Annotated in this window: 16 protein-coding genes; 9 read left to right on the top strand and 7 right to left on the bottom strand. The window is 41.1% G+C overall.

Features of this window, described 5'->3' with window-relative positions; all coding sequences use genetic code 11:
- Positions 1–20 precede the first annotated feature (20 nt).
- From FRE64_RS08360 to FRE64_RS08345, 4 genes are all read left to right on the top strand, one after another.
- Entirely contained in the window at positions 21–620 is a 600-nt protein-coding gene (locus FRE64_RS08360) for a DUF3177 family protein (RefSeq protein WP_146295550.1), read from the top strand.
- 6 nt (positions 621–626) lie between these two features.
- The gene (locus tag FRE64_RS08355) at positions 627–920 is read left to right on the top strand and encodes a DUF7734 family protein (protein ID WP_146295549.1); all 294 of its coding nucleotides are present in this window, start codon (positions 627–629) and stop codon (positions 918–920) included.
- 425 nt (positions 921–1,345) lie between these two features.
- The gene (locus tag FRE64_RS17470) at positions 1,346–2,041 is read left to right on the top strand and encodes a hypothetical protein (protein WP_186708737.1); all 696 of its coding nucleotides are present in this window, start codon (positions 1,346–1,348) and stop codon (positions 2,039–2,041) included.
- Positions 2,042–2,080: 39 nt separating this feature from the next.
- Positions 2,081–2,665, top strand: coding sequence for a thioredoxin family protein (locus FRE64_RS08345; protein WP_146295548.1), 585 nt, complete (start codon positions 2,081–2,083; stop codon positions 2,663–2,665).
- 39 nt (positions 2,666–2,704) lie between these two features.
- On the opposite strand, the gene FRE64_RS08340 is transcribed toward FRE64_RS08345, so the two are convergent.
- Positions 2,705–3,082, bottom strand: coding sequence for a hypothetical protein (locus FRE64_RS08340; protein WP_146295547.1), 378 nt, complete (start codon positions 3,080–3,082; stop codon positions 2,705–2,707).
- Between the two features lie 34 nt (positions 3,083–3,116).
- A complete protein-coding gene (locus FRE64_RS08335; RefSeq protein ID WP_146295546.1) occupies positions 3,117–4,790 on the bottom strand; it encodes an ABC1 kinase family protein in 1,674 nt (557 codons plus the stop codon).
- Between the two features lie 549 nt (positions 4,791–5,339).
- Between FRE64_RS08335 and tmk the strand changes: the two genes are divergently transcribed.
- On the top strand, positions 5,340–5,978 hold the full coding sequence (gene tmk, locus FRE64_RS08330; protein ID WP_146295545.1) for a dTMP kinase: 639 nt from the start codon (positions 5,340–5,342) through the stop codon (positions 5,976–5,978).
- A 138-nt stretch (positions 5,979–6,116) separates the two neighbouring features.
- On the opposite strand, the gene psbV is transcribed toward tmk, so the two are convergent.
- Positions 6,117–6,608 carry a photosystem II cytochrome c-550 gene (gene psbV, locus FRE64_RS08325; protein WP_146295544.1) on the bottom strand — a complete coding sequence of 164 codons (492 nt, stop codon included), beginning with the start codon at positions 6,606–6,608 and terminating at the stop codon, positions 6,117–6,119.
- A 78-nt stretch (positions 6,609–6,686) separates the two neighbouring features.
- A complete protein-coding gene (locus FRE64_RS08320; protein WP_146295543.1) occupies positions 6,687–6,875 on the bottom strand; it encodes a translation initiation factor IF-2 in 189 nt (62 codons plus the stop codon).
- Between the two features lie 153 nt (positions 6,876–7,028).
- Here FRE64_RS08320 and pgeF point away from each other — a divergent pair, with 153 nt between their 5' ends.
- Positions 7,029–7,826: a peptidoglycan editing factor PgeF gene (gene pgeF, locus FRE64_RS08315; protein WP_315862632.1), complete on the top strand. Its 798-nt coding sequence runs from the start codon at positions 7,029–7,031 to the stop codon at positions 7,824–7,826.
- Here pgeF and smpB read toward each other — a convergent pair.
- Together smpB and FRE64_RS08305 are read right to left on the bottom strand one after the other, a co-directional pair.
- Positions 7,813–8,286, bottom strand: coding sequence for an SsrA-binding protein SmpB (gene smpB, locus FRE64_RS08310; RefSeq protein ID WP_146295542.1), 474 nt, complete (start codon positions 8,284–8,286; stop codon positions 7,813–7,815). The two genes, pgeF and smpB, sit on opposite strands and share 14 nt — an antisense overlap.
- A 113-nt stretch (positions 8,287–8,399) precedes the next feature.
- Positions 8,400–9,917: a site-2 protease family protein gene (locus FRE64_RS08305; RefSeq protein WP_146295541.1), complete on the bottom strand. Its 1,518-nt coding sequence runs from the start codon at positions 9,915–9,917 to the stop codon at positions 8,400–8,402.
- Between the two features lie 169 nt (positions 9,918–10,086).
- On the opposite strand from FRE64_RS08305, the gene FRE64_RS08300 reads away from it, so the two are divergent.
- Positions 10,087–10,755, top strand: a complete 669-nt coding sequence (locus FRE64_RS08300) for an MBL fold metallo-hydrolase (protein WP_146295540.1) — start codon at positions 10,087–10,089, stop codon at positions 10,753–10,755.
- On the opposite strand, the gene FRE64_RS08295 is transcribed toward FRE64_RS08300, so the two are convergent.
- Complete coding sequence (locus FRE64_RS08295; RefSeq protein ID WP_146295539.1) at positions 10,752–11,000, bottom strand: Ycf34 family protein; 249 nt, start codon at positions 10,998–11,000, stop codon at positions 10,752–10,754. The two genes, FRE64_RS08300 and FRE64_RS08295, sit on opposite strands and share 4 nt — an antisense overlap.
- Positions 11,001–11,135: 135 nt before the next feature.
- On the opposite strand from FRE64_RS08295, the gene clpB reads away from it, so the two are divergent.
- Together clpB and FRE64_RS08285 are read left to right on the top strand one after the other, a co-directional pair.
- A complete protein-coding gene (gene clpB, locus FRE64_RS08290; RefSeq protein ID WP_146295538.1) occupies positions 11,136–13,829 on the top strand; it encodes an ATP-dependent chaperone ClpB in 2,694 nt (897 codons plus the stop codon).
- Positions 13,830–13,923: 94 nt separating this feature from the next.
- On the top strand, positions 13,924–15,216 hold the full coding sequence (locus FRE64_RS08285; protein WP_146295537.1) for a glucose-1-phosphate adenylyltransferase: 1,293 nt from the start codon (positions 13,924–13,926) through the stop codon (positions 15,214–15,216).
- The last annotated feature ends 245 nt before the right edge of the window (positions 15,217–15,461 follow it).

The following is a 15,461-nucleotide window of genomic DNA, read 5'->3' as shown; positions in this document are numbered from 1 at the left end:
GTAAGCAAATTATTAAAGATATGGAAGCGGAAGTTTGGTATCGTCCCCTAGTTTGGACAGATTATCGGTTGGCGGTAATTTTTACCGTCCTGATACCTTTAATTTTATTATTGTGGGCTTTTATCCAAAAAGCACAAAGTCTGCAACGCCTTCTTATCATCTACTGGCGTGTTTCTAGTCTGTTAATGATAACGGTTTATTTAATGATTCCAGGTTGGCCCTTGGGATATCTTTCAGGCTTTTTTGCCCGCGTTTTGATTCCGATTTCTCTCTGGTTTTGGGCGGATGTGAACGAAGATATTGCAGATCAACCTCAGCGTCCATTAAAGTTTACGTTTACAGCCTGGCGTTGGGCAATGACGGTTTATTGTATTATTGGGGCGTTAATTAATCTTCCCTTCTTTGCTTGTGCTTTTTCCGAAGAAGCGAGAGGTGGGGCTTATTGTCAAGTGTGGTTAGAAGCCCCTCAGCTTTATCAGCAGTGGTTTCATGCTAACTCTGCTCCCGGCTTTTTAGGAGTATTAGGGATGATTGGGTTAATTGTCTATGTTGCCTCTTTAGGGTATTTTCTAATTGTTCGTTTAGTTAAAGAAGGACGAACTGCGATGGTGGAGGAATAATTACTGATGACCCCAGAAAAACGCTTAGAACAATATACTTTGCGATATCCCCAAGAAGTGCTATTACTGGATGTAGAGCTAGAAGGGGAAGCAGATCAGATTTTGATTTTTAAGGGGTTTTCTAGTTCTTTGATGAACCCCACTGCTTATGATCCTGATGTTCCTGTGTTAGCAGAAGAGGCAAAAATTCTCAGCATCGATCGCGCTTCTAGTCCTTATAACCCTGATAACCCCCAATATATTGAACAAAATATTTCTTGGGATACAATGGAAAATCGGTTAACTGAACTCGGTTTATGATTCGCTTCTTGTTACCTTATCAAAGATTAACTGTCAATAGCTCTTTACAATTTGTCTAATTTCGCAACAAAAATCCATTCGACGAGTCACCTAAAAACTTGACAAAACCGAGCTTAACGCTACGTAAAATCAGGGTTTGAGGTAGCAAGATTTATAAAAAGTCAGAATTCCCTCTGGATTATTGTTTTTCTTATGATACCTGAAACAGCGCAAACCCGTCAATATTTGGGCTCGAAAAGTAGTCGTTAAGAAATGTAAAATTAAACAACTAATAGAAAAAACTCATCAATTTAAGAAAAAAGATTAGTAATACTGATTTAACCTCCCGAAAACGAGAGTGTCAATTTTTCCACTAACAGATCACTAGATTGTTTGCTAAGGTAATGTCTGTATAGTCAATTTTTAAGTTTTCAAGGGTAAATGCTATGAACTGGACAAAATTAAGACAAATTCTGATTATTTTTATTGCTTGTCTTTTCTTATTTGTTACCACGGCTTGTGGGACACCTTCTGCAGAAGATACCGAATTGGGCGGTGAAACCCAAGAAGTTCCTTCTGAATTAACTCAAGAAGAGGCAGTAGAAGAGGAAACCCCTGAAGTCGCTGAAGAGGAAGTCGTAGAAGAGGAAACCCCTGAAGTGGTGGAAGAAGAACCAGCCACTATGGAAGAGGAAACTGTAGAAGAAGAGACTCCTGAAGTTGCTGAAGAGGAAGTCGTAGAAGAAGAAACTCCTGAAGTGGTGGAAGAAGAACCAGCCACCATGGAAGAGGAAACTGTAGAAGAAGAGACTCCTGAAGTTGCTGAAGAGGAAGTCGTAGAAGAAGAAACTCCTGAAGTGGTGGAAGAAGAACCAGCCACTATGGAAGAGGAAACTGTAGAAGAAGAGACTCCTGAAGTCGCTGAAGAGGAAGTCGTAGAAGAGAAAACCCCTGAAGTGGTGGAAGAAGAACCAGCCACCATGGAAGAGGAAACTGTAGAAGAAGAGACTCCTGAAGTTGCTGAAGAGGAAGTCGTAGAAGAGGAAACTCCTGAAGTGGTGGAAGAAGAAGCAGCCACTATGGAAGAGGAAGTCGTAGAAGAAGATACTGCTGAGGAAGATACAGCCGAAGAACTTAGTTAAGCTAGAAATGGGCTTATTTCATCCTGACAGGAGCGTTATATGGTTAAAACAGCTTCAACTATGCTGGAATTGGGGACAAAAGCCCCCGATTTTCAACTCCCTGATACAGTTTCAGGAAAAACCATTTCCTTAGCAAGTTTTGCTGATAAAAAAGGCTTGTTGGTCATGTTTATTTGCCAGCATTGCCCTTTTGTCAAGCATATAAAATCTGAACTTGCTCGGATTGGGAAAGATTATGTAGATCAAGGGTTAGGGATTGTCGCAATTAGTGCGAATAGTGTGCAAACTCACCCTGATGATGCCCCTGAAAACTTAAAAGCCATGGCGGAAGAGGAAGGGTTTAATTTTCCCTTCTGCTATGACGAAACCCAAGAAGTGGCTAAAGCCTATACCGCAGCTTGTACGCCTGATTTTTTCCTTTTCGACAGCGATCGCGCTTTAGTTTACCGGGGACAACTTGATGATAGTCGCCCTGGCAATGATGAACCTGTCAATGGGAAGGATTTACGGGCTGCCATTGAAAAGGTTTTAGCCGATCAACCCGTTAGCCCTGATCAACAGCCAAGTATTGGTTGTAATATCAAATGGGCGCCTGGGAATGAGCCACCTTATTTTCAAGGGTAATTAAGGGTAAGGGTGGGGAAAACCCCACCTTTTTTTGTCTTAAAAGATATTGTCAAGATCAAGAGCTTGTGAGCCCCCTTCTTGTAGCTTTACTAGTAATACCTTTAACTGTGACCAGACTAAACGTCCTGTAACAATCGTGAGTGGAAGCGCGATCGCGCCTGAGAGTTTCCAAGAATTAATTACAATTTCTAATCCCGCTGCGAGAAAGGCAAAAATACCGCCACAGATGCCTAAAAAGGGAATAAAAACGGATAAAGCATCAACATTTGTCTCACTCCCTTCATCCGCGGCTTTATACCATTGTTGAACGGTTTGCTTGAGAACTTTTTGAAAAGCTACGCCACAGGTAACACTAATTAATAGTCCAAATAGAAGCAGTAAATAGGGGGGTTGAGCAAAAAGATTCGAGTACATAATGATTAAAGAATTTTGTTATCTGGATAGTACCTTATTGATTTGGCTTTAAGGCTGCTACTTCCTCTAAAGAAATTTCTCGCAAGCTACTGAGAGCCACATCGAATAATTTATCAGGTTTTAGGTCTTCTTTGACCAAATTCCATAACCGCTCAACTTGTTCCGTTTGCAATTCTTCATTCTCTGTTAACGCTAATAATAATTGTTGGCGTAGATATTTCCCTTCTTCGGAAAGGAGATATTGCAACCCTAAACGCGCTGTGGGTAGTAAATCAAAATTATGGTTATTCGTCCGCGCGATCGCGATCATATTTTCTAATCGCTGCCATTGGAATTTGCCATCTTTAAATAACACCTCAATTAACCGCCGGCGCATTTCAGGAGATTCTCCTCTCAGTAATCTTTGCGCTACATAGGGATAAGCCACTTCTACAATTTTGAAATTAGGATCAAGAGTTAAGGCTAATCCCTCTTGGGTAATGAGAGAGCGAATAATTAAAGCAAAATTAGCAGGAATGCGGAAGGGGTAATCATACATTAACTCGGAAAACTCATCAGTAATCGTTTTAAAGTTAAAGTTTTTCACGCTTTCCCCCATCGCATTTCCTAACACTTGTTCTAAAGCGGGAACAATGGGTTCAATTTCTGTATCAGGAGCGAGAAATCCTAAAAAGATGAAATTTTCTGCTAATTTTTCATAATCTTTATTTAAGAGATGAACAATGGAAGTTGCTAGGGTTTCTTTTGTCTCCTCTTCTAGCTGATCCATCATGCCAAAATCAATATAAGCCATGCGCCCATCGGGTATTACAAATAAATTTCCAGGGTGGGGATCAGCATGAAAGAAACCATGTTCTAACAGTTGTCTTAATCCAGCAACAACACCAATTTCTGTTATTTCATTTTGATCTAAATTCGCAGCTTCAATTTTTTGAGTATCGGTGAGCTTAAAGCCATTAATCCATTCTAAAGTAAGAACTCGATAACTACTATAATCCCAGTAAATTTTAGGAATTTTTACCGTCTCATCATTTTTAAAGTTATTAGCAAATTGTTCGGCGTTTTTCCCTTCATTAATATAATCAATTTCTTCAAAGAGCTTATTGCCAAATTCATCTATAATTAGGGTTAAATCATGTCCTAAGTTTAGGGGAAGCCAACGTTTAATTTTACTAATGCCCCAACGCATGATATATAAATCTAACGTGAGAATTGGCTCTAAATTGGGACGCTGTACTTTAACTGCTACTTCTTCCCCTGAATGTAAAACAGCGCGATAAACTTGCCCTAAACTTGCTGCTGCCACAGGTTCTGGGGAAATTTCTTGATAAATATCTTTAACTGGGCGTTCTAACTCTTTTTCAATAATATTAAACGCGATCGCGTTATCAAAGGGGGGTAACTGATCTTGTAATTTAGTTAATTCGTCTAAAAAGTCTTTCCGCACTAAATCAGGGCGAGTGGAAAGAGCTTGTCCTACTTTAATATAAGTGGGTCCCAGTTTCGTTAGTAATTCTCGTAACTCTCTTGCACGTTTATATTTATTCTGTTCTTCTAATCCTCGCCACTGATCCAGTTTTAAGTGGAGAAAAAATCTCCCCAGTATCCAGACAATTGCTACCAGTCGTCTTAGGATTAAAAAGGGAAATTGACGATAATACTGCGCGATCGCTTGTGCGTCGTAACGCGGTCTGTTTTCCTTTTGCATAAATTTTATCGCTGAATACGTGCTACTCCTCAAAAGGATTAAGGAGATATCATAGATTAAACTCTATATTAAATCTAGTTTTTAAAATGCAAGATATCTTAATAATTCTATCATCGCAAACTTAGCGATTGATTGCAACTAATATCAAGAGACAAGGGAGATGGGGAGATAGGGAGATAGGGAGATGGGGAGACAAGGGAGATGGGGAGATAGTAGAGAAAGCAATTTGCCCCAAAAATTTCTCATGAATCATTGCTGATTGCTATAGCAGTTTTTCTTCTCATAAGGTACATTCTTAATTGTTTTGTCCTTTATCTTTCGTTGTTTGTCCTTTGTCCTTCGTCCTTTGTTGTTTGTAAAGCAGTGATCAATGACCAATGACTAATGACCAGTGACCAATGACTAATGACTAATGACTAATGACTAATGACCAATGACTAATGACTAATGACTAATGACCAATGACCAATGACCAATGACTAATGACCAGTGACCAATGACCAATGACTACTGACTTGTGTACCTAATAGAGTAAGAAACGCTATACAGATGAAAGGTCAATTTATTGTATTTGAAGGGATCGAAGGCGGTGGTAAAAGTAGTCAAATGGCAAAAACCGCCCAGTGGCTATCACAAGGAGGCTTAGGAAAACCTGTAGAAGTCTTACAAACTCGCGAACCAGGGGGAACAGAATTAGGACAAAAACTGCGATCGCTGCTTTTAAGTGACCATTCCTTGGATTTAAATTACCGTAGCGAGTTACTGTTATATGCGGCGGATCGCGCTCAGCACGTCAAGGAAGTCTTAAAACCAGCATTAGAAGAGGGAAAAATTATTCTCTGCGATCGCTATATTCACTCCACTACTGCTTATCAAGGGTATGGGCGAGGGTTAGACCTAAAATTAATCCAACAGCTTAATGCTATCGCCTCTGACGGTTTAGAAAGCGATTTAACCCTCTGGCTAGATGTAGCTATAGAAACAGGCTTAGAACGGGTCAAAAAACGGGGGAAGCGCGATCGATTAGAAAAAGCCGATATTGCCTTTCATCAGCGCGTTAGACAAGGCTATGAAGATTTAGCCAACCAATTTCCCCAGCAGATTTTGAGAATTGATGCGAATCAAAATGAACCAGCAGTACAAAGCCAAATCCAGACACAATTAAAAAGATTAGTCATTAGTCATTAGTCATTGGTCATTGGTCATTAGTCATTGGTGTACAAACAACAAACAACGAAGGACGAAGGACAAAGGACAAAGGACAAACAACAAAGGACAAACAAAATCCCTCCCCACAATCAAGGAGGAGGGGTTTCTATGAAAGGATTAGTTATAAACCTTACCGCCGCCCCACTGTTTACCGCGGACATTAGGCTGAATTAAAATATGAGCCGCGATCGCTTCTAAATCATCCTCAGTTAAATTTCTCATTTCAGGATAGATATCAGCGCGTGTGGTATTGGGATGGATCTCCTTAATGTCCATTTCCCCATCATAAGTGGTGGGATTTTTTAGATAGTCAATAATCCCAGCAATGTTATCTCTTGGTGGTTCTGCCCCTTTTAACGCCTCAGAACTAAGTCCCACATTAGGATTAGTTTTGGTAATTCCTCCTAAATGACATTGGGCGCAAGTATCATTAAAAAGCCGTTTTCCTCTTTGGGCTTCTTTAATACTGATAACAACTTCATCCCCTTGTTCATTATACTTGACGGTTCGGGCTTCTTCGTCTAATTCCAACGCTGTAGCTGGACTTGCTAAAAGTTGCCAAGCAAAAAAGACAGTGGCGACTGTTAGTAAGATCAGTTTTCTTAACATAATATAGTTCTCCTCAAAACGCTTTTTGATTTTTAATTGGGTTTTTTAATCTTGGTGCTGCCGTTAACATTCATCTCATCAGTGACCAGAAGGCTGATGACTTTGAGATAAGATTTGTTGAATTACCGCTTTTGCATCTTCCAAGGCGAGACAGGTGTCTTGGTTTTTATAAGCGATTCCCATCTGCTGACAATAACGGAAGACTTCTTCCACAGGAAGATTATATTCCTCAGCAATTGCAGTGATCGAGAGTTGAGCAAATCCCATGATTAAAATGAGCAAACTAACTAAAAGGATAATTGCTTAGTGTTGTGTTAATCTAAACAACAGCATCCTGATTGTACCAAAGACAGGGGCGAATACAGAATTAATCATTCATAATTAGTTAAGCCAACTCAATATTTGTCAGGACGGATTACTGTGGTGTTTTCCTCAACTTTTGCTCAACCAGCCATGTCCAATTGGGAATATCATGTCGCGCAAGGTGTGTCTTATTTCAGGTGTAATTTACTGGCTGGCTTTTCTCATGCCTTCTTTACTCGCGACTGTACTGATTATTCTCTTTCTGAGTTAACCCAGTGTCTTTCTCTTGAGGCGAAACCCTACCGCACAAAACAGGTGCATGGAAAAATTATTGTTAGCCCCTCAGAAATGCCCTTAGAAAATACAAAACTTGTGGATGGCGACGGTTTATGCAGTGATGGCGAAAAACAGGCTTTATGGGTGGCAAGTGCTGACTGTACGCCGATTTTAATAGCTGATGTTAGAAGGGGAAAAGTTGGGGCGGTTCATGCAGGCTGGCGCGGAACAGCTTTATCTATTTTACCTAGCGCGATCGCGCATTTTCTCTCTCATGGTAGCCAATTATCAGACTTAAGAGTGGCTTTGGGGCCCGCGATTAGTGGAGAAGTCTATCAAGTTTCAGAAGATGTCGCCATAGACGTGGGAAAAAGTCTATTTCCTGATCGAAGTTCCACCGAAATTTTAGAACAACTTTGGCAAGTGCAACCCTCTCCCCTCTTTCCAGACACCCAAGGGGGAAAAGTGCGTTTAGATGTACGACGAGTCAACTATCTCCAACTCCAAAATATGGGCTTTCACCCTGAACAAATTGCCGTTTCTCCTCACTGTACTTATCAGCAACCAGAACATTTCTTCTCCTACCGCCGTAGTCGGGAGAAAGCTGTTCAGTGGTCGGGAATTATTAGTAACGCTTAACCACTCGTTGCATTTCTTTTTGATCTTCACGACGTTTAATGGTTTCTCGTTTGTCGTGGAGTTTCTTCCCTTTCGCTAATCCAATTTGAACCTTAACTAATCCTTTCTTCAGGTACATCTTGAGGGGAACAAGAGTTAAGCCTTTTTGTTCGGTTTTACCAATGAGTTTATTAATTTCTTGGCGATGCAACAGTAGTTTCCGACTCCGTTTCGGATCATGATTAAAATAAGACCCTGTTGCCTCATAGGGAGAAATATTAACATTAATCATCCAAACCTCTCCCTTGCGAATTAAGGCATAACCATCTTGGAGATTAACACGCCCTGCGCGAATGGATTTAACTTCCGTTCCAATAAGCTGAATCCCTGCTTCATAGGTTTCTAAAATTTCATAAAGAAATCTTGCTTTGCGATTTTGGGCAACAATTTTGATGCCTCCTGGTTGATTCTCTTGGCTCATAATTTATTATCCTGATCTATTAATTTCTTAGTCTATTAACGCACACAGTCAGTTATTAGTCATTAGTCATTGGTCATTGGTTTACAAAAGACGAAGGACAAAGGATAAAAACCTTAAACATTTAAAAACTCTGTAAACGTTGCAGGAAGAGGTAATAAAATTGATACTAATAACACTAAAGAAAGGAAGCCCAATAAATCTCGAACTTGATCCAATTCCGACACATCATTTAATGCTGGTTCATCAAAAATAGGCATAAAGAAAAGAAGAATTGCCCAAATCAAGAAACTCGGCTCAATGATGGCTAAAATTAACATTAAAAACCGTGAAATTTGACCAATAATCACAGCAGTGCGCTGTCCATACATAGCATGAACAATATGCCCACCGTCAAGTTGTCCCACTGGCATTAAATTAAGGGCTGTGACAATCACTCCAATATAACCCGCGATCGCGATCGGATGTAAAGCAATGGCTGTTCCCTGCACAAAGTCTTCCCCTAACGCTAGTTTACACAACACTGTCATTAAAAGCGATGATCTTGGGTCAAGAGACTCAACCACTAATAACCCTGATTCATCAGTTAGAGAAACAATTTCTGATAAGGAAAGTCCCCAAAGTAAAAGCGGAACTGTCATCACAAATCCCCCAATGGGGCCAGCAATTCCCACATCAAATAATGCTTTCCGATGAGGAATTGGCGACTTCATCTGAATAAAAGCCCCCAACGTTCCGAGAAAGAAAGGAAAGGGGATAAAATAAGGTAATGTTGCCCGAATATTGTAGTAAATTGCTGTAAAATAATGGCTAAATTCGTGGCATCCTAAAATCCACATTAGGCTTAACGCATAGGGCAATCCTTCTAATAATAAATTCGGATCAGATTGAGCCTCTTCCTGAGAAACTCCTGCTAAAGTTGCCCCAACTACTGTTGTCGTAAATAGGGTAATTACAGCTAAAGAGAGTGCTAATACAGGTTTATTTAATTCATCATTATTTCTCGTTTCTTCTTTCTCTTTTGTTCTGGGATTAGGAACTAAAGCAAAAAAAGGCTCTTTCCCTTGAAAACTCTCCTGAAAAATTACTAAAAAGCGATCTCCAAACTTCTCTTGAATATTCTTTTTAATTTTATAATAAGCCTTATCAGGAGCGGTTCTTAGCTTGCCTCGACATAAAACAGCTTGCCCACCATAATCAAGATTTTGTAAGTAATAAAACTCCCAAGAAAAACAACTCTTTAATTGTTCTTCTTCGTTTTTACTTAGCAGTTTTGGAGGCTTTTTCTGTTGTTGTTGTTGCTGTTCTAGTAAAGTTGCTTGTAGATTTTGATTAGAAGCTGTTGCTTGAGGAGAGGAGTTAGAATTAGTGGCTTCCCCCCCTTGATCTTTTCTTCCTTTTTGGATTAACCAGAAATAAAGCAAAGGAGAAACAATAAAGGGAATAATCAGCAGTAAAGGTGGGGGCGGTTCATCCTCTCCCATCACTAAAAACCACACACTCCAAGTAATAGCAGGAATCATAATCACTAGCCACAGCAACCAAACGGGCGTAGTTGTTAAGCCCTTAGCACTGTTGCGAACTAGAATGTAAGTGAACCCTGCTAAAAGTAATAAAACTAGGAATAATTCCATATTAATATCAATTCGTTATCAATAGCCATCAACACACCGACACTTTATGATTAATCACGACAGCAATCAGTCCTAGACTATGTTACTCTTTGGCTACAGTTGCTGATCACTGGTTGCTAACTTTACTAACCCTATTCTGACACAATTATCTGTAAGGACGAATCCCCGAATGTGCGCTGATTCTTCTCAAAATCCATCTTCTGCCAGTGTAAGCAATATTAAGCCCCCTCGTAAAATTTTAGAGGGAATTTATGCCTTTCCCCCCAACCGAGACACCCTCGGCGGAACTTCCTACTTCATTCGAGCCAACTTGGGCAATATTTTAGTCGATTGTCCAAACTGGAAAGAAGCACAGCCATTTCAGCAATTTTGTGAACAACAAGGCGGCGTGCACTGGTTATTTCTTACCCATCGGGAGGGGATGAGTCAAGTGCGCTCAATTCAGTCTGATTTAGACTGTGAAGTGGTAGTACAAGAACAAGAAGCCTATTTACTCCCTGAAGTGAGTGTTACCTCGTTTCAAGAAGAAATTAGATTGGGAGATGCGTTAGGAATTTGGACTTGCGGTTATTCCCCGGGTTCAGCCTGTCTTTATGTTCCGAGTAATGGTGGTGTTTTATTTTCTGGTCGCCATTTATTGGTTGATTCCAATGGAAATTTAACCCCAATTCAGAGTCGCAAAACCTTTCACTGGAGACGACAATTAAGAAATGTAAAGAAACTGCAAACCAAATTTCCCCCAGAAACCTTAAGCTATGTTTGCCCGGGGGCGAATACAGGCTTTTTACGGGGAAAAGGCGTTGTTAAGGTGAGCGATCAAGGATTAATGACGCTTTAGGTGGGAACGGGTTCGCCGGGGCGTAATTTCATCCATTTCCCTGTTTCTTGGAGAAAGCTCTCACAACCGACCACATCCCACTCCATTTCCACATAATCTTCTTGAGTGCGGATATTAACGTTAATGGTGGGATCAACGGGTTCAAAGTCGGGAGAATCGGTCAAATGAGCTTGTTCGTGTTGGGTTTCTACCGCATGATAAGTCGTGCAGCGATCGACATAATGGCAGTTAATACAGATACACATGGCAATATTTCCTGCTGGCTTTAACCTCTAGTTTAACGCAGGTAGTAAGTTGATCGGTGGTAACACTCGTTGCTCTTTTAATAAATTGCTATACTCACTTATGAGAGCTAAGTTAACACCTATTGAGAGTAAAGAATGCAGCCGACTGACCCGAGCAAGTTTACGCAACAAGCCTGGGATGTAATTGTTGATTCACAAGAAGTTGCCCGTCGCTTCAAAAATCAAGAGTTAGAAGTAGAGCACGTAATGCTCACCCTATTCTCTACAGAAGGGGTTGCCAATCAAATTTTAGAGTCTAAGAAAGTTGATGTCTCCCGTCTTCAACAACAGTTAGAAGTATTTACTAATCGTCAGCGCAAATCTATGCGAGTCGATGAACTTTATTTAGGGCGAGGGCTAGATACCTTGCTCGATCGCGCTGAAAAAGCCCGTAGCAGTTGGCAAGATGAAGTAATCGGGGTAGAACATCTCTTATTAGGATTTGCTGAAGATGACCGAGTAGGAAGACGGTTATTACGCCCTTATAGTGTCGATCCTCAGGATATTGAGGCGGCAATTAAAGAATTTCGCGCGAATCGCCCCAAACAAGAAAAATCTGCTGGCGAAGCAGAAACTGAGTCTGAAAAAGAAGAAGAACAAACTCCCTTAGAAAAATATGGACGGGATTTAACCGAACAAGCCAGTAGTGGAAAATTAGACCCTGTTATTGGTCGGGATGAGGAAATCCGTCGTGTGGTGCAAGTTCTGTCTCGTCGGTCTAAAAATAATCCGGTTTTAATTGGGGAACCAGGAGTGGGAAAAACCGCGATCGCGGAAGGATTAGCCCAACGCATTGTTAATGGCGATGTTCCAGAATCCCTCAAAAATCGACAGTTAATTGCTCTCGATATGGGAAGCCTCATCGCTGGGGCAAAATATCGCGGTGAATTTGAAGATCGTCTGCGAAAAGTCTTGCGAGAAGTGACCCATTCTGAAGGACAAACTGTTCTCTTTATTGATGAATTACAAACCGTAGTTGGCACAGGTTCTGGTCAAGGAACCATGGATGCTGGAAATCTCTTAAAACCCATGCTCGCACGGGGAGAATTGCGCTGTATTGGGGCAACTACCCTTGATGAGTACCGTAAGCATATTGAAAAAGACCCAGCCCTAGAACGGCGATTTCAGCAGGTGTATGTCAAGCAACCTGATGTAGAAGCAACGGTTTCTATTTTACGGGGCTTAAAAGAACGTTATGAAGTCCATCATGGAGTAAAAATTAGTGATTCGGCATTAGTGGCGGCAGCAACGTTATCAGATCGCTATATTACCGATCGCTTTCTCCCTGACAAAGCCATTGACTTAGTTGATGAAGCGGCGGCGAAATTAAAAATGGAAATTACTTCCAAACCGACGGAATTAGAAAGCATCGATCGCCGTTTAATGCAGTTGCAAATGGAAAAACTCTCCTTAGAAGGGGAAGACGAGTTAGCCAATGGCAATCCTAATTCTAGTGCTTATCGAGTAGCCAAAGAACGCTTAACTAAAATTGAGCAAGAAATGAAAACTTTAGAGGAAAGTCAGAAGGAATTAGCCTCTAAATGGCAGTCAGAAAAGCAGGTTTTAGAAGAAATTAATAACCTTAAAGAAGAAGAAGATCAGCTACGAGTCCAAGTGGAACAAGCCGAACGAGAATATGATCTCGAAAAAGCCGCTCAACTGAAATATGGACAGCTAGAAGGCTTACAACGGCAACGGGAAACCAAAGAAAGCCAATTATTAGAAATGCAGTCACAAGGGCGGGCTCTGCTACGAGAGCAGGTTTCTGACTCCGATATTGCTGAAATTGTGGCTAAATGGACAAGTATTCCTGTTAATCGTCTTTTAGAGTCAGAAAGACAACGCTTATTAGGCTTAGAAGGCTATTTACATGAACGCGTCATTGGGCAAAAAGAAGCCGTTTCGGCAGTTGCGGCAGCCATTCGTCGCGCCCGTGCAGGAATGAAAGATCCCGCCCGTCCCATTGGTTCATTCTTATTTATGGGGCCCACTGGTGTTGGGAAAACTGAACTAGCTCGCGCGATCGCGGAATTTTTATTCGACAGCGAAGAATCCTTAATTCGCATTGATATGTCGGAATACATGGAGAAGCATTCTGTTTCCCGACTTGTTGGCGCACCTCCAGGTTATGTGGGTTATGAAGAAGGAGGACAATTATCAGAACAAGTCCGCCGTCGTCCATACTCAGTGATTCTTTTAGATGAAGTGGAAAAAGCCCACCCTGATGTTTTTAATATTCTCTTGCAAGTGTTGGATGATGGGCGTATCACCGATTCGCAAGGACGAACCATTGATTTCCGCAATACCATCATTATTATGACTAGCAATATCGGCAGTGAGGACATTTTACAACTGACCGAAAACGATTCTCAGTATGAAGAAATGCGGAAGAAAGTGTTACAAGCCCTGCGGAAGCATTTTCGCCCTGAGTTTCTCAATCGTATTGATGATTTAATTATCTTCCATGCTCTCAAACGAGAAGAATTGCGCGAAATTATCACCATTCAACTACGACGGTTAGAAAGTCTCTTATCCGAACAAAAATTAACCATTAAATTAACCGAAGCAGCTCAAAACTATATTGTTGATATTGGCTACGATCCAGTTTATGGCGCACGTCCCTTAAAACGGGCAATTCAGCGAGAGTTAGAAAACCCCATTGCAACTAAAATTCTAGAAATGCAGTTTAATGCTGGCGATACAATTGTCGTTGATTGTGTTGAGAATCAACTCGTTTTTCAAGGGGAAGAAGATGCAAGAACAGCTACGGTAGAAGTGATGTCCTCATGAATTTAGCAAAATAAGTGAAAATCTTAACTCTTTCCACCTTGACCGCATAGTCCTACACTTGAGGGGGAGCCTCTGGCACTCAGGAGAAAATTTTATGAAAAGAGTCTTAAGTATCATTTTGGGGGGCGGCGCTGGAACCCGTCTCTATCCGTTAACCAAACTACGGGCAAAACCTGCTGTCCCGCTAGCTGGAAAGTATCGCTTGATTGATATTCCAGTGAGTAACTGTATCAACTCAGGCTTGGAAAAAATTTATGTGTTGACCCAGTTTAATTCCGCTTCCTTAAATCGCCATATTAGCCGAACCTACAACTTCTCTGGCTTTAGCGATGGTTTTACCGAAGTGTTGGCAGCCCAACAAACTCCCGAAAATCCAAATTGGTTTCAAGGTACTGCTGATGCCGTTCGTAAATACTTGTGGCTATTCCAAGACTGGGATGTGGATGAATATTTAATTCTCTCTGGTGATCATTTGTATCGCATGGAGTATGACAAGTTCATTCAGCATCATCGCGAAACCAATGCTGATATTACCCTATCTGTCATTCCTATTGACGAAAAACGAGCCAGTAGCTTTGGTTTGATGAAAATTGATGATTCTGGTCGCATCATTGATTTCAGTGAAAAGCCAAAAGGGGATGCGCTCAAACAAATGCGAGTGGATACAACCACTTTGGGGTTAGATGAGCAGCAAGCCCAAAAAATGCCCTATATTGCCTCTATGGGGATTTATGTTTTTAAGAAAGAAGTCTTGAACAAGTTATTACAGCAGAATCCTGAGCAAACTGATTTTGGGAAAGAAATTATCCCCGGGGCTGCCCCTAATCATCGAGTGCAAGCATATCTGTTTAATGACTATTGGGAAGATATTGGGACAATTGAAGCCTTCTATAAAGCGAATCTTGCCTTGACCTTACAACCGAAGCCACCCTTTAGCTTTTATGATAAGGATGCTCCCATTTATACCCGTGCGCGTTATCTTCCGCCGACAAAACTGTTGCACTGTGAAGTCACCGAGTCCATTATCGGGGAAGGTTGTATCTTGAAAGAATGCACCGTTGGCAGTTCTGTGATTGGGATTCGCACTCGCATTGAACAAGGCTGTTCTGTGGAAAATAGCATGATTATGGGGGCTGATTTCTATGAATCCCATATTGAAAGGTCTTCTGGTGGCAGACTAGATAATCAAATTCCCATTGGCATTGGGGAAAATACGAAAATCCGTCGCGCGATCGTGGATAAAAACGCCCGTATCGGCAAAAATGTCCTAATTATGAATAAAGATCGGGTAGAAGAAGCTAACCGAGAAGAAGAAGGTTTCTATATTCGCAGTGGCATTGTCGTCGTGCTAAAAAATGCGACGATTCCTGATGATACGGTCATCTAAAAAAAACTGTAGTACCACCCTAGCTAGAGATTGGGGGAGTATTCTGCTCCCCTCTTGACTCTAGTCATTAGTCATTGGGTTACAAAGGACAAGAGACGAAGGACGAAAGACGAAGGACAAACAACATAAGGTGGGATCAAATGAAACTTTCGTGATAGAATAGCAGGGAAATTGGAAACTGCTAAAAAACTGAGGATTAAATCCAGACCTAGCAGAGTCCTTTGTTTTTCAGGATTGTGCTAACC

The organism is Euhalothece natronophila Z-M001 (assembly GCF_007904085.1).
In the GTDB taxonomy this organism is placed as follows: Bacteria; Cyanobacteriota; Cyanobacteriia; order Cyanobacteriales; family Rubidibacteraceae; genus Halothece; species Halothece natronophila.
Note: the sequence above shows the minus strand (reverse complement) of the source record. Positions and strands in the feature narration are given on the sequence as shown.

Excerpts from the sequence above, each read along its gene's own strand:
- tmk (WP_146295545.1), top strand. The coding sequence starts at position 5,340 with ATGAAAGGTCAATTTATTGTATTTGAAGGGATCGAAGGCGGTGGTAAA.
- FRE64_RS08335 (WP_146295546.1), bottom strand. The coding sequence starts at position 4,790 with ATGCAAAAGGAAAACAGACCGCGTTACGACGCACAAGCGATCGCGCAG.
- clpB (WP_146295538.1), top strand. The coding sequence starts at position 11,136 with ATGCAGCCGACTGACCCGAGCAAGTTTACGCAACAAGCCTGGGATGTA.
- FRE64_RS08345 (WP_146295548.1), top strand. The coding sequence starts at position 2,081 with ATGGTTAAAACAGCTTCAACTATGCTGGAATTGGGGACAAAAGCCCCC.
- FRE64_RS08285 (WP_146295537.1), top strand. The coding sequence starts at position 13,924 with ATGAAAAGAGTCTTAAGTATCATTTTGGGGGGCGGCGCTGGAACCCGT.
- FRE64_RS08360 (WP_146295550.1), top strand. The coding sequence starts at position 21 with ATGGAAGCGGAAGTTTGGTATCGTCCCCTAGTTTGGACAGATTATCGG.
- FRE64_RS08295 (WP_146295539.1), bottom strand. The coding sequence starts at position 11,000 with ATGTGTATCTGTATTAACTGCCATTATGTCGATCGCTGCACGACTTAT.
- FRE64_RS08340 (WP_146295547.1), bottom strand. The coding sequence starts at position 3,082 with ATGTACTCGAATCTTTTTGCTCAACCCCCCTATTTACTGCTTCTATTT.
- smpB (WP_146295542.1), bottom strand. The coding sequence starts at position 8,286 with ATGAGCCAAGAGAATCAACCAGGAGGCATCAAAATTGTTGCCCAAAAT.
- FRE64_RS08320 (WP_146295543.1), bottom strand. The coding sequence starts at position 6,875 with ATGGGATTTGCTCAACTCTCGATCACTGCAATTGCTGAGGAATATAAT.
- psbV (WP_146295544.1), bottom strand. The coding sequence starts at position 6,608 with ATGTTAAGAAAACTGATCTTACTAACAGTCGCCACTGTCTTTTTTGCT.
- FRE64_RS08355 (WP_146295549.1), top strand. The coding sequence starts at position 627 with ATGACCCCAGAAAAACGCTTAGAACAATATACTTTGCGATATCCCCAA.
- FRE64_RS17470 (WP_186708737.1), top strand. The coding sequence starts at position 1,346 with ATGAACTGGACAAAATTAAGACAAATTCTGATTATTTTTATTGCTTGT.
- FRE64_RS08305 (WP_146295541.1), bottom strand. The coding sequence starts at position 9,917 with ATGGAATTATTCCTAGTTTTATTACTTTTAGCAGGGTTCACTTACATT.
- FRE64_RS08300 (WP_146295540.1), top strand. The coding sequence starts at position 10,087 with ATGTGCGCTGATTCTTCTCAAAATCCATCTTCTGCCAGTGTAAGCAAT.